Annotated in this window: 15 protein-coding genes; 7 read left to right on the top strand and 8 right to left on the bottom strand. The window is 42.9% G+C overall.

Annotated elements, in window-relative coordinates:
- Positions 1-163 precede the first annotated feature (163 nt).
- Together EFE42_RS07810 and EFE42_RS07805 are read right to left on the bottom strand one after the other, a co-directional pair.
- Positions 164-823 carry an NAD(P)/FAD-dependent oxidoreductase gene (locus EFE42_RS07810; RefSeq protein ID WP_123136718.1) on the bottom strand — a complete coding sequence of 220 codons (660 nt, stop codon included), beginning with the start codon at positions 821-823 and terminating at the stop codon, positions 164-166.
- 13 nt (positions 824-836) lie between these two features.
- A complete protein-coding gene (locus EFE42_RS07805) occupies positions 837-1,220 on the bottom strand; it encodes a ferritin family protein (protein WP_123136717.1) in 384 nt (127 codons plus the stop codon).
- Positions 1,221-1,375: 155 nt separating this feature from the next.
- Between EFE42_RS07805 and EFE42_RS07800 the strand changes: the two genes are divergently transcribed.
- The 5 genes from EFE42_RS07800 (at position 1,376) to EFE42_RS07780 (ending at position 6,111) form a co-directional block, all read left to right on the top strand.
- The gene (locus EFE42_RS07800; protein WP_123136716.1) at positions 1,376-2,071 is read left to right on the top strand and encodes an RNA methyltransferase; all 696 of its coding nucleotides are present in this window, start codon (positions 1,376-1,378) and stop codon (positions 2,069-2,071) included.
- A 71-nt stretch (positions 2,072-2,142) separates the two neighbouring features.
- Complete coding sequence (locus EFE42_RS07795; protein ID WP_199724108.1) at positions 2,143-4,233, top strand: minichromosome maintenance protein MCM; 2,091 nt, start codon at positions 2,143-2,145, stop codon at positions 4,231-4,233.
- An 8-nt stretch (positions 4,234-4,241) separates the two neighbouring features.
- Complete coding sequence (locus tag EFE42_RS07790) at positions 4,242-4,532, top strand: DUF424 domain-containing protein (RefSeq protein WP_123136714.1); 291 nt, start codon at positions 4,242-4,244, stop codon at positions 4,530-4,532.
- Between the two features lie 20 nt (positions 4,533-4,552).
- Positions 4,553-5,197 (top strand): hypothetical protein, encoded by a 645-nt coding sequence (locus EFE42_RS07785; RefSeq protein WP_123136713.1) that lies wholly within the window; start codon positions 4,553-4,555, stop codon positions 5,195-5,197.
- Positions 5,194-6,111, top strand: coding sequence for a coiled-coil protein (locus tag EFE42_RS07780; RefSeq protein ID WP_123136712.1), 918 nt, complete (start codon positions 5,194-5,196; stop codon positions 6,109-6,111). Before EFE42_RS07785 ends, EFE42_RS07780 begins: the two co-directional genes overlap by 4 nt.
- 2 nt (positions 6,112-6,113) lie before the next feature.
- Here EFE42_RS07780 and EFE42_RS07775 read toward each other — a convergent pair whose 3' ends face one another.
- The 5 genes from EFE42_RS07775 to EFE42_RS07755 form a co-directional block, all read right to left on the bottom strand.
- Positions 6,114-6,575, bottom strand: a complete 462-nt coding sequence (locus tag EFE42_RS07775) for an S-layer protein domain-containing protein (protein WP_233564780.1) — start codon at positions 6,573-6,575, stop codon at positions 6,114-6,116.
- A gap of 77 nt (positions 6,576-6,652) precedes the next feature.
- On the bottom strand, positions 6,653-7,621 hold the full coding sequence (locus EFE42_RS07770; RefSeq protein WP_123136710.1) for a biotin--[acetyl-CoA-carboxylase] ligase: 969 nt from the start codon (positions 7,619-7,621) through the stop codon (positions 6,653-6,655).
- 52 nt (positions 7,622-7,673) lie between these two features.
- Positions 7,674-9,170: an acetyl-CoA carboxylase biotin carboxylase subunit gene (locus EFE42_RS07765; RefSeq protein WP_123136709.1), complete on the bottom strand. Its 1,497-nt coding sequence runs from the start codon at positions 9,168-9,170 to the stop codon at positions 7,674-7,676.
- 18 nt (positions 9,171-9,188) lie between these two features.
- On the bottom strand, positions 9,189-10,919 hold the full coding sequence (oadA, locus tag EFE42_RS07760; RefSeq protein ID WP_123136708.1) for a sodium-extruding oxaloacetate decarboxylase subunit alpha: 1,731 nt from the start codon (positions 10,917-10,919) through the stop codon (positions 9,189-9,191).
- Positions 10,920-11,101: 182 nt separating this feature from the next.
- Positions 11,102-11,560, bottom strand: a complete 459-nt coding sequence (locus tag EFE42_RS07755) for a hypothetical protein (RefSeq protein ID WP_123136707.1) — start codon at positions 11,558-11,560, stop codon at positions 11,102-11,104.
- Positions 11,561-11,724: 164 nt separating this feature from the next.
- Here EFE42_RS07755 and EFE42_RS07750 point away from each other — a divergent pair, with 164 nt between their 5' ends.
- Together EFE42_RS07750 and EFE42_RS07745 are read left to right on the top strand one after the other, a co-directional pair.
- Entirely contained in the window at positions 11,725-13,146 is a 1,422-nt protein-coding gene (locus tag EFE42_RS07750) for a 26S protease regulatory subunit (protein ID WP_123136706.1), read from the top strand.
- A gap of 60 nt (positions 13,147-13,206) precedes the next feature.
- Complete coding sequence (locus EFE42_RS07745; protein WP_123136705.1) at positions 13,207-16,614, top strand: DNA polymerase II large subunit; 3,408 nt, start codon at positions 13,207-13,209, stop codon at positions 16,612-16,614.
- Here EFE42_RS07745 and mmp10 read toward each other — a convergent pair whose 3' ends face one another.
- Positions 16,615-17,847, bottom strand: coding sequence for a methyl coenzyme M reductase-arginine methyltransferase Mmp10 (gene mmp10, locus EFE42_RS07740; RefSeq protein ID WP_123136704.1), 1,233 nt, complete (start codon positions 17,845-17,847; stop codon positions 16,615-16,617).
- Positions 17,848-17,908: the final 61 nt, after the last annotated feature.

Here is a 17,908-nt window from a genome sequence, read left to right as displayed (position 1 = left end):
CTGATACCATTTTAAAAGATATTTTACAAAAATTATTAGCAGTATTAATATAAGATGGTTTATTGGTGGTAACAATTATATTTAAATATTTTCATTATGCAAAAAACAAAACCGGAGAGGAGAATTAGAAAAAAAAGGAAAGGATGGAATAGAATCCTGTAAATTACAGGCCAATTTCCCGCATGAAATCCTCAAGACCCATATCATCGATCATGCGTCCGATCCTGTGCTTTTTTGTGTGGGTCTTGTAAAAGCTGACAATCTTATCAACGAGTTCTTTGACCTCATCATCATTCAGTTCATCAGCTATCACATCACCAAGTCTTGGACGAATACCTGCATTGCCCCCAACCATCACGGTATAACCTTTTGGAGTACCCATGATACCTATATCCCTGACAGCCGGTTCGGAACAGGAATTCATGCAGCCTGATACCGCAATTTTGAATTTGGATGGAAGTTGCATTCCATGGTATTTTTCGTCCAGCTCAAGGCCGAGAGTTACAGCATCCTGCTGACCACGTTTACAGAAAGTGGTACCCGGACAAATCTTGATACTTCTCACACATGGACCTATTGCAGCAGCTGGTTTCATACCCAGGTCATCCCAGGCATTGTCAATATCGTCTTCCTTGAGACCTACAATACAGACACGCTGAGCAGATGTCAGTTTAATGGCAGATGCCTCATATTTGTCCGCAGTGTCAGCAATCTTACGCAACATATCAGGTGATACAATGCCTCCCGGTGTTTGGGGGGCAATAGCGAATGTTTCACGGTCCCTCTGGAGAATGGCACCCTTTTCAAGAATATCTTTTGACATTAATAATCCCTCATTAGCACTCTTTTTCCAATCTTTCCAGCAGACCTTTAAGGCCTTCTTTATGCCTTGCCTCATCAAAGGAAGCTTTCTCGAAGAAAAGAGCTGCCTGTACATTACCTTCATCCCTGGCAACTTTAGCAGCATCACCCTTTTCACCTTCTGCCATGGTTTCACCTTCAAGCATCATCTTGATGTTCTCAATTGTGGTATCTTTGATCAGGCCAAGAATTTCTGCAGTCTCTGCGGCATGCCAGGCCTCATCCATTGCAATCTGGCGCAAGTAAACTGCAACTTCAGGGTAGCCTTCCCTCTCTGCCAGTTTTGACATGGCAAGGTACCATCCAACTTCTGTCGTTTCCCCTTTGAAAGTATCTTTCAATATTTTTTCAAGACTCATTAAATCACTCCATAGTAATGCTGTTAGAGCAGCAGAAAATAGATTGTTCGTATCATATATAACATTTTTTGGCACGAAATATTGCATCAACCCACCTACAAACAGACAACCATTCGCAAGATATTATAGTAAAGAGCGTATTCAAAAAGCAAGACATGTCACCGCAGATAAGAATCGTACTTGTAGAACCTCTATACCAGGGAAATGTAGGTTCGGTTACACGCTCAATGGAAAACTTCGGATTTGATGACCTGGTGCTTGTAAATCCCTGCAAACTCGAAGGACAGGCAAGAGCAATGTCATGCAATGCACGTGATTTACTGGAAAGTGCCCCAAAGGTAGACACATTGGAAGAGGCTATTGGAGATACAGATATAGTAATTGGTACATCGGGAATTGCAGGTATAAAAACCGACCAGCACATACGTATGCCGGCCTACACTCCCGCCGAGATCAGGAATAAATTCAGAGAAATTAATGGAAAGATCGCCTTCCTTTTCGGAAGAGAAGATAATGGATTTAACCGGGAAGAACTCAAACGGTGCGATATGATAATGACAATTCCAACATCAGAAAAATATCCCATAATGAACATCTCCCATGCAGCAACAGTTACAATGTATGAGATGAGCAATCTGGAAATCGGCGAGAGACCAATTGCTGATGGTTTTGATCTTCAATTGTTATATGACCACTTAGAACAGGTGCTTGCAGATATAAAACACCCCAAACATAAGATAGAAAAAACTTCAATTATGCTAAAAAGGATATTCGGACGTGCAGAACTTACCCCCCGGGAAGTACAGACATTAAGAGGTGTACTCAGGGATATACAACGACAAAAGAAATGATACACACGAAAGATAGATAAAGGTTGTAAGTTTTTATAATCCGAAGTCAAATCTGGTATGCACTGATATTAATGACGGAAGAAAAATGGGAAAATAAGTTTCGGGATTTCCTTAAACGGTATTGCTGGCACGATATACTTAAACTTGCCAACGAATACCCGGAATTACGAAGTATAGAAGTAAATTTTACAGATCTGGAACAATTCGACAGGGAACTTTCCGAAGAATTATTACAAACGCCGGATGAGGTTATCCCCTCGGCTGAAGAAGCTCTTAAACAAATTGAGCTCCCTGTTGAGAAACAACTGCATGATGCACACATCCAGTTTACCAGTATTCCAAACAAGGTCACGATACGTGACCTCAGGAGCAATCATCTTCTCAAGTTCATTGCAGTTGAAGGAATGATCCGCAAGGCAACCGAAGTACGTCCAAAGATTACCAATGCGGCATTTTACTGTATGCGTTGTGAAACAGTAAATTATGTACCCCAGAGCGGGCCAAAATTCGTGGAACCCGGCGAATGTGAAGAAGAGAGTTGCGGCAAAAGAGGGCCATTCAAACTTCTCATTGATAAATCCAATTTCATCGATGCCCAGAAGCTCCAGGTACAGGAATCTCCCGAAAGTCTCAAGGGAGGAAGTCAGCCCCAGAGTATTGATGTCGATGCCGAAGATGAACTTGCCGGCATTGTGAAACCAGGTGACCGTGTAGTAGTAAACGGCATCCTCAGATCCCACCAACGAACCACACGCGAAGGTAAATCCACATTCTACGATCTTGTTTTACACTGCAATTCCATAGAATACCTGGATCAGGAATTTGATGAGCTGGATATATCTCCGGAAGAAGAAGACGAAATAATAGAACTTAGCAATGATCCACAGATATATAATAAAATTATAAAATCCATAGCACCTTCAATTTATGGTTATGAGAATATCAAAGAAGCACTAACTTTACAGTTATTCTCAGGAGTCCCAAAATCCCTGCCTGACGGAGGACGTGTCAGAGGAGATATCCACCTGTTGCTTGTAGGAGACCCCGGTATTGCAAAAAGTCAGTTACTCAGATACATGGTGAAATTATCCCCAAGAGGTGTGTTTGCCTCGGGTAAGAGTGCCTCATCAAGTGGACTGACCGCAGCAGCGGTTAAGGATGATCTGGGAGACGGTCGCTGGACACTGGAAGCCGGTGCCCTGGTAATGGCAGACATGGGAGTTGCGGCAGTGGACGAAATGGATAAGATGAGCAGAGAAGACAAAAGTGCACTCCATGAGGCAATGGAACAACAAACAATCTCTGTAGCAAAAGCTGGAATCCTGGCAACACTGAAATCCCGTTGTGCCTTGCTGGGAGCAGCAAACCCTAAATACGGGCGTTTTGACAGATACGAAGGGCTTGCAGAGCAGATCAATATGCCTCCCGCCCTCATATCCAGGTTTGATCTGATTTTCATCCTGCTTGATGTACCGGATTCAAAAATGGACACCAATATCGCAAACCATATTCTCAAATCCCATTATGCCGGAGAACTCTATGAGCAATGGGACAAGTTATCCACTTCTACAATCACACAGGAAAAGGTTGCTTCTCATCAAAAAGTAATCCTACCTGAAATCGAGACGGAATTATTGCGCAAATACGTAGCCTATGCACGCAGGATGGTCTACCCCATTATGGAAGAAGAGGCCAGGCAACATCTGGTCGATTTCTATCTAGATCTACGTAAGATGGGAGAAAACAAAGATTCACCCGTACCTGTCACTGCACGGCAGCTGGAAGCACTGGTCAGGCTTGCTGAATCCAGCGCCCGAATCCGGCTTAGCAACACTGTGACCCTTGAAGATGCAAAACGTACCACTAAAATTTCCCTCGCATGTATGAAACAAGTTGGTGTTGATCCTGACACCGGAGCTCTTGATGTGGATGTCATAGCATCAGGTACAAGTAAAAGCCAGCGTGACAAAATACACATACTTCAGGATGTTATAAAGCATGTAAGTCAGAAACATGCCGGCGGTAAAGCACCCTTGGATGAAGTCTATGAAGAAGCCTCAGCTGAAAATATAGATAGGGAACATGCAGAGGAGCTTATTCAGAAAATGAAACGAACGGGTGATTTGCTGGCACCTGATAAAAAACATATAAGACTTGTATGAGGAAATATATGTACCTCAAAGAACACCGAGCCGGAGACATACTGATTGTTGCTGCTTGTGACCAGGAGTTAATCGGACAGAAATTGGAACACGGGAATGTTGTTGTCGAAATAACGGAAAGTTTCTATAAAGGGGACATCGTATCTGAAAAACAAGTGCAATCTGCTCTTGGAAGGGCAACCAGTGCGAATCTGTTTGGCAAGAAAACAATTGAATGTGCCCTGGAATGCGGGATGATCAATCCCGAATCAATAATTACTATTAATGGCGTGCCACATGCGCAATTATACAGGATATAAGACTACGAAAGGTTTTTAAGATGAATGAGAGTGCAGTTGAAGAAAATTCACCCTTCCCTGGCAAAGAAGGATTGGTGAAAGGTGTGATTGAAAAACACCAGAAGTTTCTGAATGAGTACAATGCGGAATACAGTAAACTTGAGTATGAAGTTAAAAAACTCGAGGATACAATAAGCAACTCTAAAAATAAAAGAGAAGAAGAGAAAAACCGCTTAGAAGTACTCAAGGAAAAAAAGCAGCAATTGTATCACCAGGCGAATAATCTGCTGGGAGAAATGTTCACAGCCTGTCCCGAAGAACTTGATAATCGAATTATGCACTCCACAAATGATGACATAGAGGAGTTGAAAAGGACCAGACAGCTGGAAAATGAAGAAAAAACTATTCAAGATGTCCTGGGAAAAATAGCTGAACTTGAAAAAGAGAATACACGCGAATACACCAGCCAGATTAAAGCCCGCATACAGGAAGCTTCAAAAGCTTCCTCCGAAATAGCATCCCTGATAAAATCTATGGAAAAAGAAGAAAACCTGGATCAGATTCATAAAGAACTTGGTGAAAAAAAACCCAGACATAACTGGCTGGAAAGAAGGATCAAAAGCCACAAAGAAGCACTTGAGTACTGGGAAAACCAAAAAGAAGTGATTGCGGGGAATGTTGCATGAAAGATGTATCTTCAATGACAGAACGTGAACTCAAAGATACTGTAAATAATTACAGGAAAGAGATATCCCAGCATGAAAAGAGCTTAAAAGGGGTTTTCGAAGAGCTCAAACTTCATAAAACTAATATTGATGAACTCAAAGAGAAAAGGAATGAGCTCAATGCAAAAGTCAGGGAACTTGCAAAAGAGGCACGGGAAGAAAAAACGCAACGTGATGATATCAACAAGAAGATAGCTGATTTAAAATCCAGAAGGAATGAAGTTGCTGGTGAAAGAAACAAGGTCGTAAAAGACATAAATTATCTCAAGAAAAAGCGTGATCAATATAACGAACAATCAAAAGGGAGTCTGGAAACCCTTTCTAAAGCCTATGCAGAAGACCTTGATAAATTCCTCAACGCCGACATTCCCCTGAAGCACGAGCAGGATCTTTTTGAAAAACTCAACGAACTGGAAAAGCGTCTTGAAGCAGCAAAAGCTGCCAATTATTTCCACAACCAGGTCATCAATATTTATGAAAATACCAGGGACATTGGTGACGAGGAAAGAGATGTTTCAAAGGAAATAAAGCAACTTGCAGAAAAATCCCAGCAACATCATTTGAATATGATAGAGCTATATAAGCAGGTCGATGAGGTCCGTAAAGAAGCGGATAAATTCCATTCGCAGATTAAAGAAACCTATCAGGTCATTGCTCCTACCCGTGAAAAGATAGATCCTCTCAAAACAAAAATATCTAACTTGAGGGATGAACTGAGCATCTATCTTGATAAATTGAATGATATACAAACTAATAAGGACGAACAAAAAAAGAGTGATCAGCACTTCGCCGCAAAAGAAAAGTTTGAAAAGACCGGCAAACTCAGTCTTGAGGAACTGAGAGTCCTTATGGATAAAGGAGATATCAAACTCTAAAATTACCTGTGTTCATAAGCATAGGGTAACAGAAGTGCAAACAGAACCAGGAGTGTCGGGTTTAAAAAAGGCACTCCCTGATTTTTAGATTCATTTTTAGATGAATTTGGCATTTTATTCTGCATCTCTTCATTATCCGGATCATAAGGATACCTCTGATCTACATATTGATAAACCGGCTCAAAGGTTACCAGCTCACCACTGGAACCATAATATATCCTATCCATTGTAATATTGAATACCGTTGATGAATTACTGGAGTAGGTAAATACCTCATCCCTGCCCAGAATAGAATCCGCCACACTTTCACCATTCAATGAAAGGGATACCCATACCCTTTCACTTTCAGGATTGACATACTTGACATGCAGAGAGTAATTCTGCTCAAAATCGAAACTCTCTCCGGCTTTGACATACACGGAAGTCCCATTGAGGATTACTTCCGAATCCCCGGCAGTTACCACACCACACAAAAGAATACTACATAGTATAAAATAATAAAAAAATTTAAAATATGGAATATCCTTCATCACAAACCCCGTCAGATGTAGATGCAACGGCCAGACATAATTTCTTCGGTTGAACCATCGTTTTTCTGCAGAAGCAAACCCCCGGAGAGAGATACCCCAATTGCTCTGCCCTCCAGCATTTTAGAAGGAGTGACAATGCGTACGTTTCTACCAATAGTATCCGAAGAATCTATCCACCTTTCCATTAATTCTTCAAAGGGTTGTGTCTTGAAATGGATATAATACTGTTCCAGATTATACAGTAAAGAGCGAACAAATTCAAGCCTATCCACATAGTTACCAAGCTCATCACTTATGGTTGTGGAACCATCCCGGATTTCCTCCGGCAACATATCGGTATTAAAGTTTAAGTTAATTCCCAGACCCAGGACAATATATCCAACCCGATCTATTTCAGCTTCCATTTCTGTAAGAATTCCACAAATCTTTTTGCCGTTAACAAGCACATCGTTTGGCCATTTCAAAGACGGATTAAGGCCAATTGATTTCAGAGAATCAACCACAGCAAGCCCGCCCACAAGAGTCAATCTTGAAGCATCCGCAGGAACTATCGATGGTTTAAGAACTATAGACATCCATATCCCCCCCTGAGGAGAGACCCAATCAAAACCCTTTCTACCACGTCCCTTTTTCTGGACTTCTGCAACAACAACAGTGCCTTCATTTGCATCTCTTGCAATTGTTTTTGCATAATCGTTGGTGGACTCAAGTTCCATAAAATGCCGGATGTCCTTACCTAAAATATCTGTTTCAAGACCTGCTTGCACAAGTTCCGGTAAAAGAGAATCGGGAACCGAGTTTAAAATATAACCTTTGCCAGGGGATGAGATGACTGAATAACCCTGGTTTTGAAGCGACTGAATGTATTTCCAGACCATTGTCCTGGAAATTTCCAGTTTTCTGCCAATCTGTTCCCCGGAAATAGGCTTGCCGTCTGTCTGAGAAAGAAGACGTATCAATTCAATCTTTTTGTTCTCCACAAAAACTCCCCACAATAAAGAAAGAGTGACAGATAAAAAAAGTTATCTGTCGTCATTTATCTGAGCCTTTCATATCATGTCTTCTTGCAGCATTCATATATGAACCAACTGCAGTACTGATCGCTGCAATTTTCTTGTTGCGGTCCTCAAGAGCAGAAGAAAGGGTTGCACATCTTTCACTATCAGATACAGCAACCTTCTCTAAAGCTGAAAGCACATTGTGGGCATCAATGAAGTGTGTTGTAAGATCCCCTTTTACAAATGCATCCATGGACAAAACCGTTCTGTGGAAAGGAATGTTGGTTTTAACCCCTACAACCACATATTCATAGAGGGCTCTTTTCATACGTGCAATGGCTTCCTCACGATCACTTCCCCATACACACAGTTTGGAGATCATTGAATCATAAAAGGGAGGAATAACATAACCCATATGGACACCACTGTCCACTCTCACACCAGGGCCGCCTGCCGAACGATACCTGCGTATCTTACCGGGTGATGGGGCGAAATCATTCAAGGGATCTTCGGCATTGATACGGCATTCAATAGCCGAGCCGCGGATCTCAATATCATCCTGGGTAAAAGGTAATTTCTCATCACAGGCAACACGCAACTGCTGCTTTACAATATCGATGCCGGTAACAAGTTCCGTAACTCCATGTTCTACCTGCAACCGTGTGTTTACTTCAAGGAAATAGTAATCACCCTTTGAATACAGGAATTCAACAGTACCGGCATTTACATACCCTATTGTTTTGGCGGCTTTGACAGCAGCCTCACCCATATCCTTGCGAAGTTCAGGAGTCATTATGGGAGAGGGAGCTTCTTCAATCAATTTCTGGTGTCTTCTCTGAATGGAACATTCACGGTCACCGAAATATAGACAATTGCCATGAGAGTCAGCCAATATCTGTATCTCTATGTGGCGTGGTTCTTCAAGATATTTTTCAATGAAGACGGTTGAATCACCAAATGTAGAAGCTGCAACATTACGTATGGATGAAAGTGCCCGGGTCAGCTCTTCGGGAGTATAAACAACTTTCATGCCTATACCACCACCACCGGCCGAAGCTTTCACCATCAGAGGATATCCGATGGATTCACCTATTTCAATTGCCGTAGCATCATCCTCAACAGCTCTTCCATCACCGGGAACCACCGGTACACCGGCCTCGATCATTGCCGAACGGGCAGTGATCTTACTACCCATCTTTTCTATAACTTCACTCGATGGACCGATAAACTTGATGCCTGCTTTTTCACAGGCACTGGCAAATTTCGAATTCTCCGAAAGGAAACCATATCCGGGATGAATTGCTTCTGCCCCTGCTTTTTTGGCCACATCGATAATTGCATCTATATTCAGATAACTTTTGGAAGAGGGAGGTGGACCTATACAGTACGCCTCATCTGCATATTTGGCAAAAAGAGCATTGCTGTCGGCTTCGGAATAAACCGCAACCGTGGACACATCAAGCTCTTTGCAGGCCCTCATCACCCTGATCGCGATCTCACCGCGGTTTGCAATCAGTATTTTCTTAAACATCGAAAACCTCCGGCTAAATCACTCAATGATCATAATCACATCATCCGTTGTCACGGAATCACCTTCAGCAACAAGGATTTCCTTGACAATACCGCCATGGGGTGAATTGATAGCATTTTCCATCTTCATTGCTTCAATGACACCAATCTTATCTCCCTCTTCAACATTGTCCCCAACGTTGACATCAACTGAGAGAACCATACCCTGCATATGGCAGGTTACAGCACCAGGAGAAGATGCTGAAGTAGAAGGAGTCTTTGGACTGCTTTCCTCGACTGCAACAACACTACCATCCATTGGTTCAACATGTACATCAAACATTTCATTATCCACTTCCACCTTGAACCTGGTAGGTATTGAAACCTGAGACAGAGGTGGTGATGCAGTTTGTTTGGCAGGTGCAAGTTTTTCTTCCCTGGCCTCCCCACGCAGGAATTTTGGAGCGATGGAAGGATACAGGATATATGTCAATATGTCTTCTTCCTTTTTGACAAGACCCATTTCTTCGGCTTCCTTTTTCCTTTTATCATACTCAGGTTCAAGCAGGTCGGCCGGCCTTACATCGATAGGATCTTCTTCACCAATTATCATTGTAATGATATCATCACTTATAGGTGATGGTGAACGGCCATAGAGACCTCGCACATAATCCTTGACTTCTCTGGGAATAACTTTGTACCGCTCCCCCATGAGAACGTTAAGGACAGCCTGTGATCCCACTATCTGACTTGTAGGTGTTACAAGAGGTGGATATCCAAGTTCGGCCCTGACTTTGGGCATCTCTTCCAGTACATCACCATACCTGTCAAGGGCGTTCTGCTCCTTTAACTGGGATACAAGGTTGGAAAGCATGCCTCCTGGAATCTGATACAATAGTACATTGGTATCAATCTGCTCGGATATCGGATTGATTACCCCGCTGTATTTGGACTTGATATCCTTGAAATAACGGCTTACTACGGCAAGCTGCTCGAGATCCAGACCTGTATCATAAGGTGTTCCTTTAAGTGCAGCTACCACGGATTCGGTGGGAGGCTGGGAGGTACCCCAGGCAAATGGAGAGAGGGCAGTATCCATTATATCTACACCGGCATCACATGCCGCCATGTAAGTCATAGGAGCCATACCAGAAGTGCAATGACAGTGGAGATCTACAGGAAGGCCAACTTCCTTTTTTAGAGAACTAATCAGTTCTTTGGCTTCATGCGGTGTCAAAAGCCCTGCCATATCTTTGATACAAATCGAATCACAATCCATAGCAGCCAGCTCATTAGCAAAATCCACATATTTTTCAACGGTGTGAACCGGGCTTGTGGTGTAACTGATTGTACCCTGTACATGGGCCCCCAGTCCTTTTGCAACGGTAATTGACTTTTCCATGTTACGTATATCATTAACAGCATCAAATATACGGAAGATATCAATACCGTTTTCATAGGCCTTGGTCACGAACTTTTCGACCACATCATCGGAATAATGCCGGTATCCAACAAGATTCTGTCCTCTCAGAAGCATCTGGGCATATGTGTTATCCATATGGTTCTTAAGTTCACGCAGCCTTTCCCAGGGGTCTTCATTGAGGTACCTGATGCAGGAATCAAAAGTTGCTCCTCCCCACATCTCGAGAGAATAATATCCAACTTCGTCCAATTCTTCAATAATAGGCAACATACTCCTCGTGCGCATCCTGGTCGCAAGAAGCGACTGGTGCGCATCCCTCAGAATTGTTTCCGTTATTTTAGTTTTCATAGAATACCTCTTCATGTCCTCTTATTGATAAGTCTGATTGGCCATACGGGTCAAAAATATGCCAGTAATAGCATAACATGCAATAAGTAGAATTGTAACTAATTATGCATGAACTTTTATGTAGTTTCTGGTAGAAATGCCATACAGTAAAAATAAAAAATAAATAAAACAAGGGAATTATATCAGTAGAAGCCCAGCCATTGAGATACTTTCAATACAAATTTCCCTACTGAAAGAGATACTTTTTTTGTAAAACTTGGAGAAGTTATCTCAATATCCCCTCTGTCATAAGCATCCAGGAAAACCTGAGCTGGAGACGCAGAATCCATTATGGCCCTTGCGGTGTCCTCATCCGTTTTTACAATAAGAGAGGGTTCAAATTCTTCACCATCTTCCATTTCGTCAAATTCAACAATCTTACCATCGACTGTCACGGCTGTGAGATTTAACGCAGACCCATTATTCATATCTATAGTAACATGAATACGCTCATTCCCCAACATGTCCTTCAGGGAAGAGGGGACGTTATCCGAATTGGCATTGTATTCATCCACCTCGGTTTTCATGTCATCAACAATCGTGGCACCTGCAGACATGGAAAAGATAAATAGGGCCATCAGAATAGTTATAAATTTCTTCATAGTAGTCACCTCTCAATAAGCATTAATATAAATTTGAGTTTAATATTAGTTATATTTATTCCTGCTAAATGAGCCAAAGGCCTCTCAATTCATAAAACACCATCAAAAAAACCACTATCCAAGTGGCGCAACCTTTTTAAAAGACGGAAATTAAACTTTGAAATATGCCTTTTAAGATAAACAGTGATGTCCTGAATATGAAGGATTATAATAACATATTCTTCTCAATCAACGAAGAAAATGTTGTTTCATTACTTTCTCCCCTGCATACAAGGGACGAGATTTATGAAATTTCAGCTGTCCTTGTATCTCCACATTCCTTTAATGATGAACTTTATGATATATACGGAAGAGTCGTCCTTGATGACGAAGCAAGTGCTGAAAAAACCATCGAATTATTAAAAAAAGAACTTCCGGTAGCTAAATACTCAATCGAAGGCACAAAAAGAAGTTTACGCATACTCAACACGGCAAACAAAAATCTCTACATACTCAGTCATACCAAAAAAACATTCAAAATATCCTCAACCTCAATCCTTGACCCTGCCGAATTAAAAGAAAACATTCCCGTTTTTCTGGAAATACTCGAGATACTTGTAAACTGTGGATATGAAGCCGGCGAGGGAGAAAGTGATCTATCCCTTGTACCAATGCCCCTAAGAGAACCTGAATATAAACCCCATTCATTTGAAGAAAAGGGAGGAGAAAAAACAGGAGAAGAAGGGAAATTCGAAGTCATTCCCCGTGAATTTCTGGATATTGATTTTGAAGATGTTGGGGGATGCAAGGAAGCAAAAGAGCAACTAATGCTAATCGACATGGGAATACGTTTTCCTAAAATATATGAGATTTACAAGGCAGAACTACCTCGTGGAATTCTGTTATATGGGCCGCCAGGCACCGGGAAGACCATGCTTTCAAAGGCTGCTGCAAAAGAACTCGATGCAAACTTCTATTCCATAAATGGTTCAGACATACTCTCCAAATGGTACGGAGAATCAGAGAAAAACTTGAATACCCTTTTCGAAAAAGCAAAGGCTAGCAGCCCTTCGGTAATTTTTATTGATGAAATAGATGCATTAATGCCCCAGAGAGACACTTCACATGAAGTTACAGTACGGATAGTATCCCTTCTTTTGCAGGAAATGGATGGGATCGAAAGTACAAAAGGAGTGATCATAATGGGTGCTACAAACCGGCCCAACCATATAGATCCGGCATTCCTGCGCCCGGGAAGATTTGATTTGAAAATGGAAGTACCCCTCCCCGATGAAAAGGCCCTGCAGGGTATCTATCATATACACTTAAGCGGACGCAACCTTGAGGAAGGAATGGATTATGAAAAACTGGCAAAGGCCAGCAAAGGCCTAACGGGGGCTGACGTTAAAGGGATAATTAATGCCTGTGTATTTAACAAAATCGTCAAATTGCGCAAACAGATGCCTGATGTCATAACCCGCTCGGACTTAGAAAATATAGAAACCGAAACCCTGACAACCGATGATGTCCTCAAAAGCATTGAAAAATACAAAAAAGAGATCAATACACTTGTCATGTCTCCTGAGTCAGCAGGTATGTACGCCTGAATTTTTCTATGGCAGACTTTTTTTACTATACCACATATTGTTTGTGAAAGGCAGATCATAATGGGAGACATTGCAGTAAGCGAAACCATGCAGAAATACTTCGACCTAATGGAAGAAGTGCTGCATAAGGAAATTGAAATAGCAAACCGGGCACGTTCACAGGGAAAGGATCCAAAACCCGAAACAGAGATTCCCCTGGCAAAAGACCTTGCAGACCGGGTAGAAAATCTCATCGGGGTTGAAGGTGTAGCCGGGCGTATCCGGGAACTGGAAACCGACCTTTCGCGGGAAGAAGCAGCCCTGGCCCTTGGAAAAGATATCGCTGCCGGCAATGTGGGGAACTTTGATACAAAACGTGAGGCAATAGAGAGCGCCATACGGGTGGCGGTTGCAATGCTTACCGAAGGCGTAGTTGCCGCACCAATCGAGGGGATCGACAGGGTAGACCTGGGCAAAAACGACGATGGTACTGAATACATCAAGATATATTACGCAGGACCTATACGCAGTGCCGGTGGTACAGCACAGGCCCTTTCTGTACTTGTGGGAGATTATGTCAGAAGAGGAATCGGTGTTGACAGGTACAAACCCCGCAAGGAAGAAGTGGAAAGATATGTCGAAGAAATATTGCTATACAGAAGAATTGCCACCCTCCAGTACATGCCCTCGGAAGACGAAATACGCCTGATCGTTGATAATTGTCCCATCTGCATAGACGGAGAGCCCACTGAACAGGAAGAAGTTGAAGGTTACAGAAACCTTGACAGGATCGAAACAAACAGGGTTCGCGGGGGGATGGCACTCGTACTTGCCGAGGGGTTGGCCCTAAAAGCTCCAAAAGTACAAAAACATGTGAACAAACTCAAAATCGACGGATGGGAATGGCTGGATACGTTCATTTCAGGAGGAAGTTCTGATGAGGAAGATAAAGATGAGAAGACCAAGGTCAAGCCCAAGGATAAATACATGCGGGACCTCATTGCAGGCAGACCTGTCTTTTCCCATCCATCCAGACCTGGGGGATTCAGGCTCCGCTATGGCAGGTCACGTAATACATCGTTCGCGGCAGCCGGTATCAATCCCGCAGGCATGGTCATAATGGATAATTTCATTGTTGCAGGTACCCAGCTGAAAGTAGAAAGACCCGGAAAAGCTGCCGGAATGGCACCTGTAGACTCTATCGAGGGACCAACCGTGCGCCTCTACAACGGAGACGTGCTTCGGATAGATGATGAAAAAACTGCAATCGAACTACATTCACAGGTAGAAACCATTATCGATATCGGTGAAATACTAATCAATTACGGGGATTTCCTGGAAAATAATCATCCACTTATACCTGCATCTTACTGTGTGGAATGGTGGGCACAGGAATACTCAAAAGAAACTGGCCATAATCCCCCTGTAAATCCAAACCAGCATGAAGTAATGGATATTTGTAACCGTTATAATCTTCCCCTACACCCTGATTACACCTATACCTGGCATGACATTGAAAGAGACGAATTCGTAAAACTTGCAGAATTCATTGCTGAAAATGGCATAAAAGAAAACCAGGGAAACAGACTGTTGCTACCTGAAGAAAAAGCAAAGGAACAGGGAATAAAAACGATCCTAGAAAAACTTCTCGTATTACACCGGATTTATGATAGCAAAATTGCAATCGACAATCCTTTGCCTCTTATAAATTGTCTCGGACTTGGAGAGGACCTGAAAAAACAGTGGGAAGAATTACCTTGTGAAGATATCCTTGAATGTGTCACTAAACTCTCAGGATGGACTGTCAGAGAGAAAGCACCAATGCGCATTGGGGCAAGGATGGGAAGACCCGAAAAAGCTAATCGGCGTAAAATGTCCCCTCCCCCGCATGTATTGTTTCCGATTGGGGAAAGCGGTGGAAATACCCGCATGCTCTCAAGTGCCGCATCCTATAAAGCCAACAACAACAGCAAAGTGGGCGAAATAAAAATAGAGATAGGAAACCGTATTTGTCCATCCTGTGGAATGGAAACCCATGAATTCAGATGTGAATGTGGCACCCATACAATCCCAAAACTTTTCTGCCCCCGTTGTGGCAGGGCTGTCAATAAGGACATCTGTCCAAAATGTAAAGCAGCCACATCCTGTGTAACCGCACACAACATAAATTTCAAAACGGTATACGATAGGGCATTTGAGAGGCTGGGGGAACGAAATAAATTGGAATCCTTCAAAGGGGTAAAAAGGATGATGTCAAAACACATGACCCCTGAGCCTCTCGAAAAAGGAATCCTTCGAGCAAAACATGACCTTTTTACATTCAAGGATGGAACCGTCAGGTACGACATGTCGGATATTCCCCTGACACATATCCGGGCCGATGAATTGGGAACCACAGCTGAAAAACTTCTTGAACTGGGATATGAGACAGACATTCACGGCAATACACTGGAAAGGGATGACCAGGTCGTAATCCTTAAAGTGCAGGACCTGGTGGTGTCCCGTGGTGCGGCAGAATATATCCTCCAGACTACAAAGTATATCGATGACCTGCTGGTGAAGTATTATGGACTTGAACCCTATTACAAAGCAGAAACTATAGAGGACGTTATCGGGGTGATGCTAATCGGTCTGGCTCCACACACCTCAGCGGGGGTCCTGGGCAGACTGGTAGGATTCACAAAAGCATCTGTTGGGTATGCCCATCCTTTCTTCCATGCAGCAAAAAGGCGTAATTGCGATGGCGATGAGGATTGCGTCATGTTGCTTATGGACGGCCTGCTTAACTTTTCACATGAATACCTGCCTGATAAAAGAGGAGGAAAGATGGATGCTCCCCTTGTGCTTACAACCAGGATTGATCCCAGTGAAGTTGATAAGGAAGCACATAATATTGATGTTTGTTCCTCTTATCCTCTGGAATTCTATGAAACTACATTGAATTATACGAATCCCAAGGAACTGGAAGAAACCATGGATCTGGTCAGCAGCAGGTTGGGAACCCCGGCACAGTTTGACGGATTCATGTTTACACACGATACTTCGGATATTGCCGCAGGACCGGTCAAAAGTGCATACAAGACTCTGGGTTCTATGGTGGATAAAATGGATGCCCAACTTTCCCTGGCAGAAAAAATACGTGCAGTCGATGTGGCAGATGTGGCTGAAAGGGTCCTCATATCACACTTCCTCCCCGATCTTTTTGGCAATCTCAGGGCATTTTCCAGACAGGGGACCCGATGTGTCAAATGTGGCGGGAAATTCAGGAGGGCACCTCTTACTGGTACCTGCCCGCATTGTGGCGGGAGGGTCATACTGACGGTTCATGAAGGGGCGGTCAAGAAATATCTTGAAGTTTCACTGAAGGTTGCAAAAAAGTATAATGTATCGAGTTATACGCAGCAGCGCATCGAACTTATCGGATACGATATCGAATCGTTGTTTAAGAACGATAAATCAAAACAGATGGGACTTGCGGATTATATGTAATTATTCCACAGGAAGGCCAACTACGTTTATGTGCTGAATAAGCTCGGTGAGATTTTCTATTTCAAAAGCAAGTACTTCATCCCTATCCAGACCAATGGACATTTCGCCGTCATAGGTGAGCTGGTCCGGACCTCGTCTGATAAGTCTCTCCACACCATCATTTGAAAGAATCTTTTTTATCTCAGGATCATGAGCAAGCGTGCGGCCCGGAATCATTACAGTTTCTTTTATCTGCGACAGGTCAAGTGCCTGGAAATCCTCAATTGTGATAAGGCATCCAATGTCCTTGCCTGCCGCCACAACATTGACAGGTGCATCCAGCGCCTTGAAAACTTCCTGTAATCTCGGATGAGCAGCTTTACTGGTAACAATGGTCGCAGCCTTTATAACTTCCGGGAGTTTGGAAAGTGCTGCTTTGTCCTTCCTTATGGCAAAGGGACAACCAATAAGAGGATCTTCAAGAGGTGTGCCGGTGATACGCAGATCAAATTTGTCTGCCGCATTTCTTACTATGGTCACAAATTCCTCTATCGAATGTGTAGTGATATCTTCCAGAACAGGGGAGTTGCGCAGAATTAACCCTTCTTCGCGACTGTTGGCAAAACGCATCAATATTGCTCCCTTTGCACCCATTTCCTGAAGATCTGAAAGGGTTTTTTCCAGGACATTACCATCATTTACACCGGGGATCAGGACGATAGCGGCATATACATCACATTTTTCACAAAAGCGTCGTAGAATTTCAATTGAAACTTCTGGTTCAGGATCATTCATGTACTTGGCCCTGAGTTGAGGGTCGGTGGCAAAAACCGTAAATGAAACCTCACTGACACCGTTTTCAATGTAAAAGGAAGCATCATCAGGATCATCAAAGCCTTTTCCGCTTGTGTATCCCAGATGAATGGGCTTTTCAAAACGGGAAAGGAAGCTGACAAGTTCTTTAAGATCGGGATAACAACTGATATCCCCTCCCCCACTGATGGTAAATTTATCCGGTTCAGAAGATGAAAAACGTAAATTCTGGGATACATCCCTCATTACTATCTGCAGAGGTTTAAAACCGGGATAGGATTCCCGGATACTACGTGTACAGTAATCACAACCCTTTGCAAAAGGAAAACAGTGCTTACAACCAAAAGGTGGTACTTCCTGTACCTTCTTAAAGTAACAATATGAACAAAACCCTCGGCAGTCAATTCCGGGACTGCCCCCAATATCAGCAACGATCTCCATGTGGCCAAGTGGTAGATAAAGATATTACTAAATCTTTGTGGTAAAGTACGTAAGAAATCAA

This window comes from Methanohalophilus sp. RSK (assembly GCF_003722075.1).
GTDB lineage: Archaea > Halobacteriota > Methanosarcinia > Methanosarcinales > Methanosarcinaceae > Methanohalophilus.
The sequence above is the reverse complement of the archived record's forward strand: the minus strand, read 5'-3'. Positions and strand labels throughout refer to the sequence as shown.

Bases quoted from the DNA above. Each gene is read 5' to 3' on its own strand.
- EFE42_RS07810 (WP_123136718.1), bottom strand. From the start codon at position 823: ATGTCAAAAGATATTCTTGAAAAGGGTGCCATTCTCCAGAGGGACCGT.
- EFE42_RS07805 (WP_123136717.1), bottom strand. From the start codon at position 1,220: ATGAGTCTTGAAAAAATATTGAAAGATACTTTCAAAGGGGAAACGACA.
- EFE42_RS07800 (WP_123136716.1), top strand. From the start codon at position 1,376: ATGTCACCGCAGATAAGAATCGTACTTGTAGAACCTCTATACCAGGGA.
- EFE42_RS07795 (WP_199724108.1), top strand. From the start codon at position 2,143: ATGACGGAAGAAAAATGGGAAAATAAGTTTCGGGATTTCCTTAAACGG.
- EFE42_RS07790 (WP_123136714.1), top strand. From the start codon at position 4,242: ATGTACCTCAAAGAACACCGAGCCGGAGACATACTGATTGTTGCTGCT.
- EFE42_RS07785 (WP_123136713.1), top strand. From the start codon at position 4,553: ATGAATGAGAGTGCAGTTGAAGAAAATTCACCCTTCCCTGGCAAAGAA.
- EFE42_RS07780 (WP_123136712.1), top strand. From the start codon at position 5,194: ATGAAAGATGTATCTTCAATGACAGAACGTGAACTCAAAGATACTGTA.
- EFE42_RS07765 (WP_123136709.1), bottom strand. From the start codon at position 9,170: ATGTTTAAGAAAATACTGATTGCAAACCGCGGTGAGATCGCGATCAGG.
- oadA (WP_123136708.1), bottom strand. From the start codon at position 10,919: ATGAAAACTAAAATAACGGAAACAATTCTGAGGGATGCGCACCAGTCG.
- EFE42_RS07755 (WP_123136707.1), bottom strand. From the start codon at position 11,560: ATGAAGAAATTTATAACTATTCTGATGGCCCTATTTATCTTTTCCATG.
- EFE42_RS07750 (WP_123136706.1), top strand. From the start codon at position 11,725: ATGCCTTTTAAGATAAACAGTGATGTCCTGAATATGAAGGATTATAAT.
- EFE42_RS07745 (WP_123136705.1), top strand. From the start codon at position 13,207: ATGGGAGACATTGCAGTAAGCGAAACCATGCAGAAATACTTCGACCTA.
- mmp10 (WP_123136704.1), bottom strand. From the start codon at position 17,847: ATGGAGATCGTTGCTGATATTGGGGGCAGTCCCGGAATTGACTGCCGA.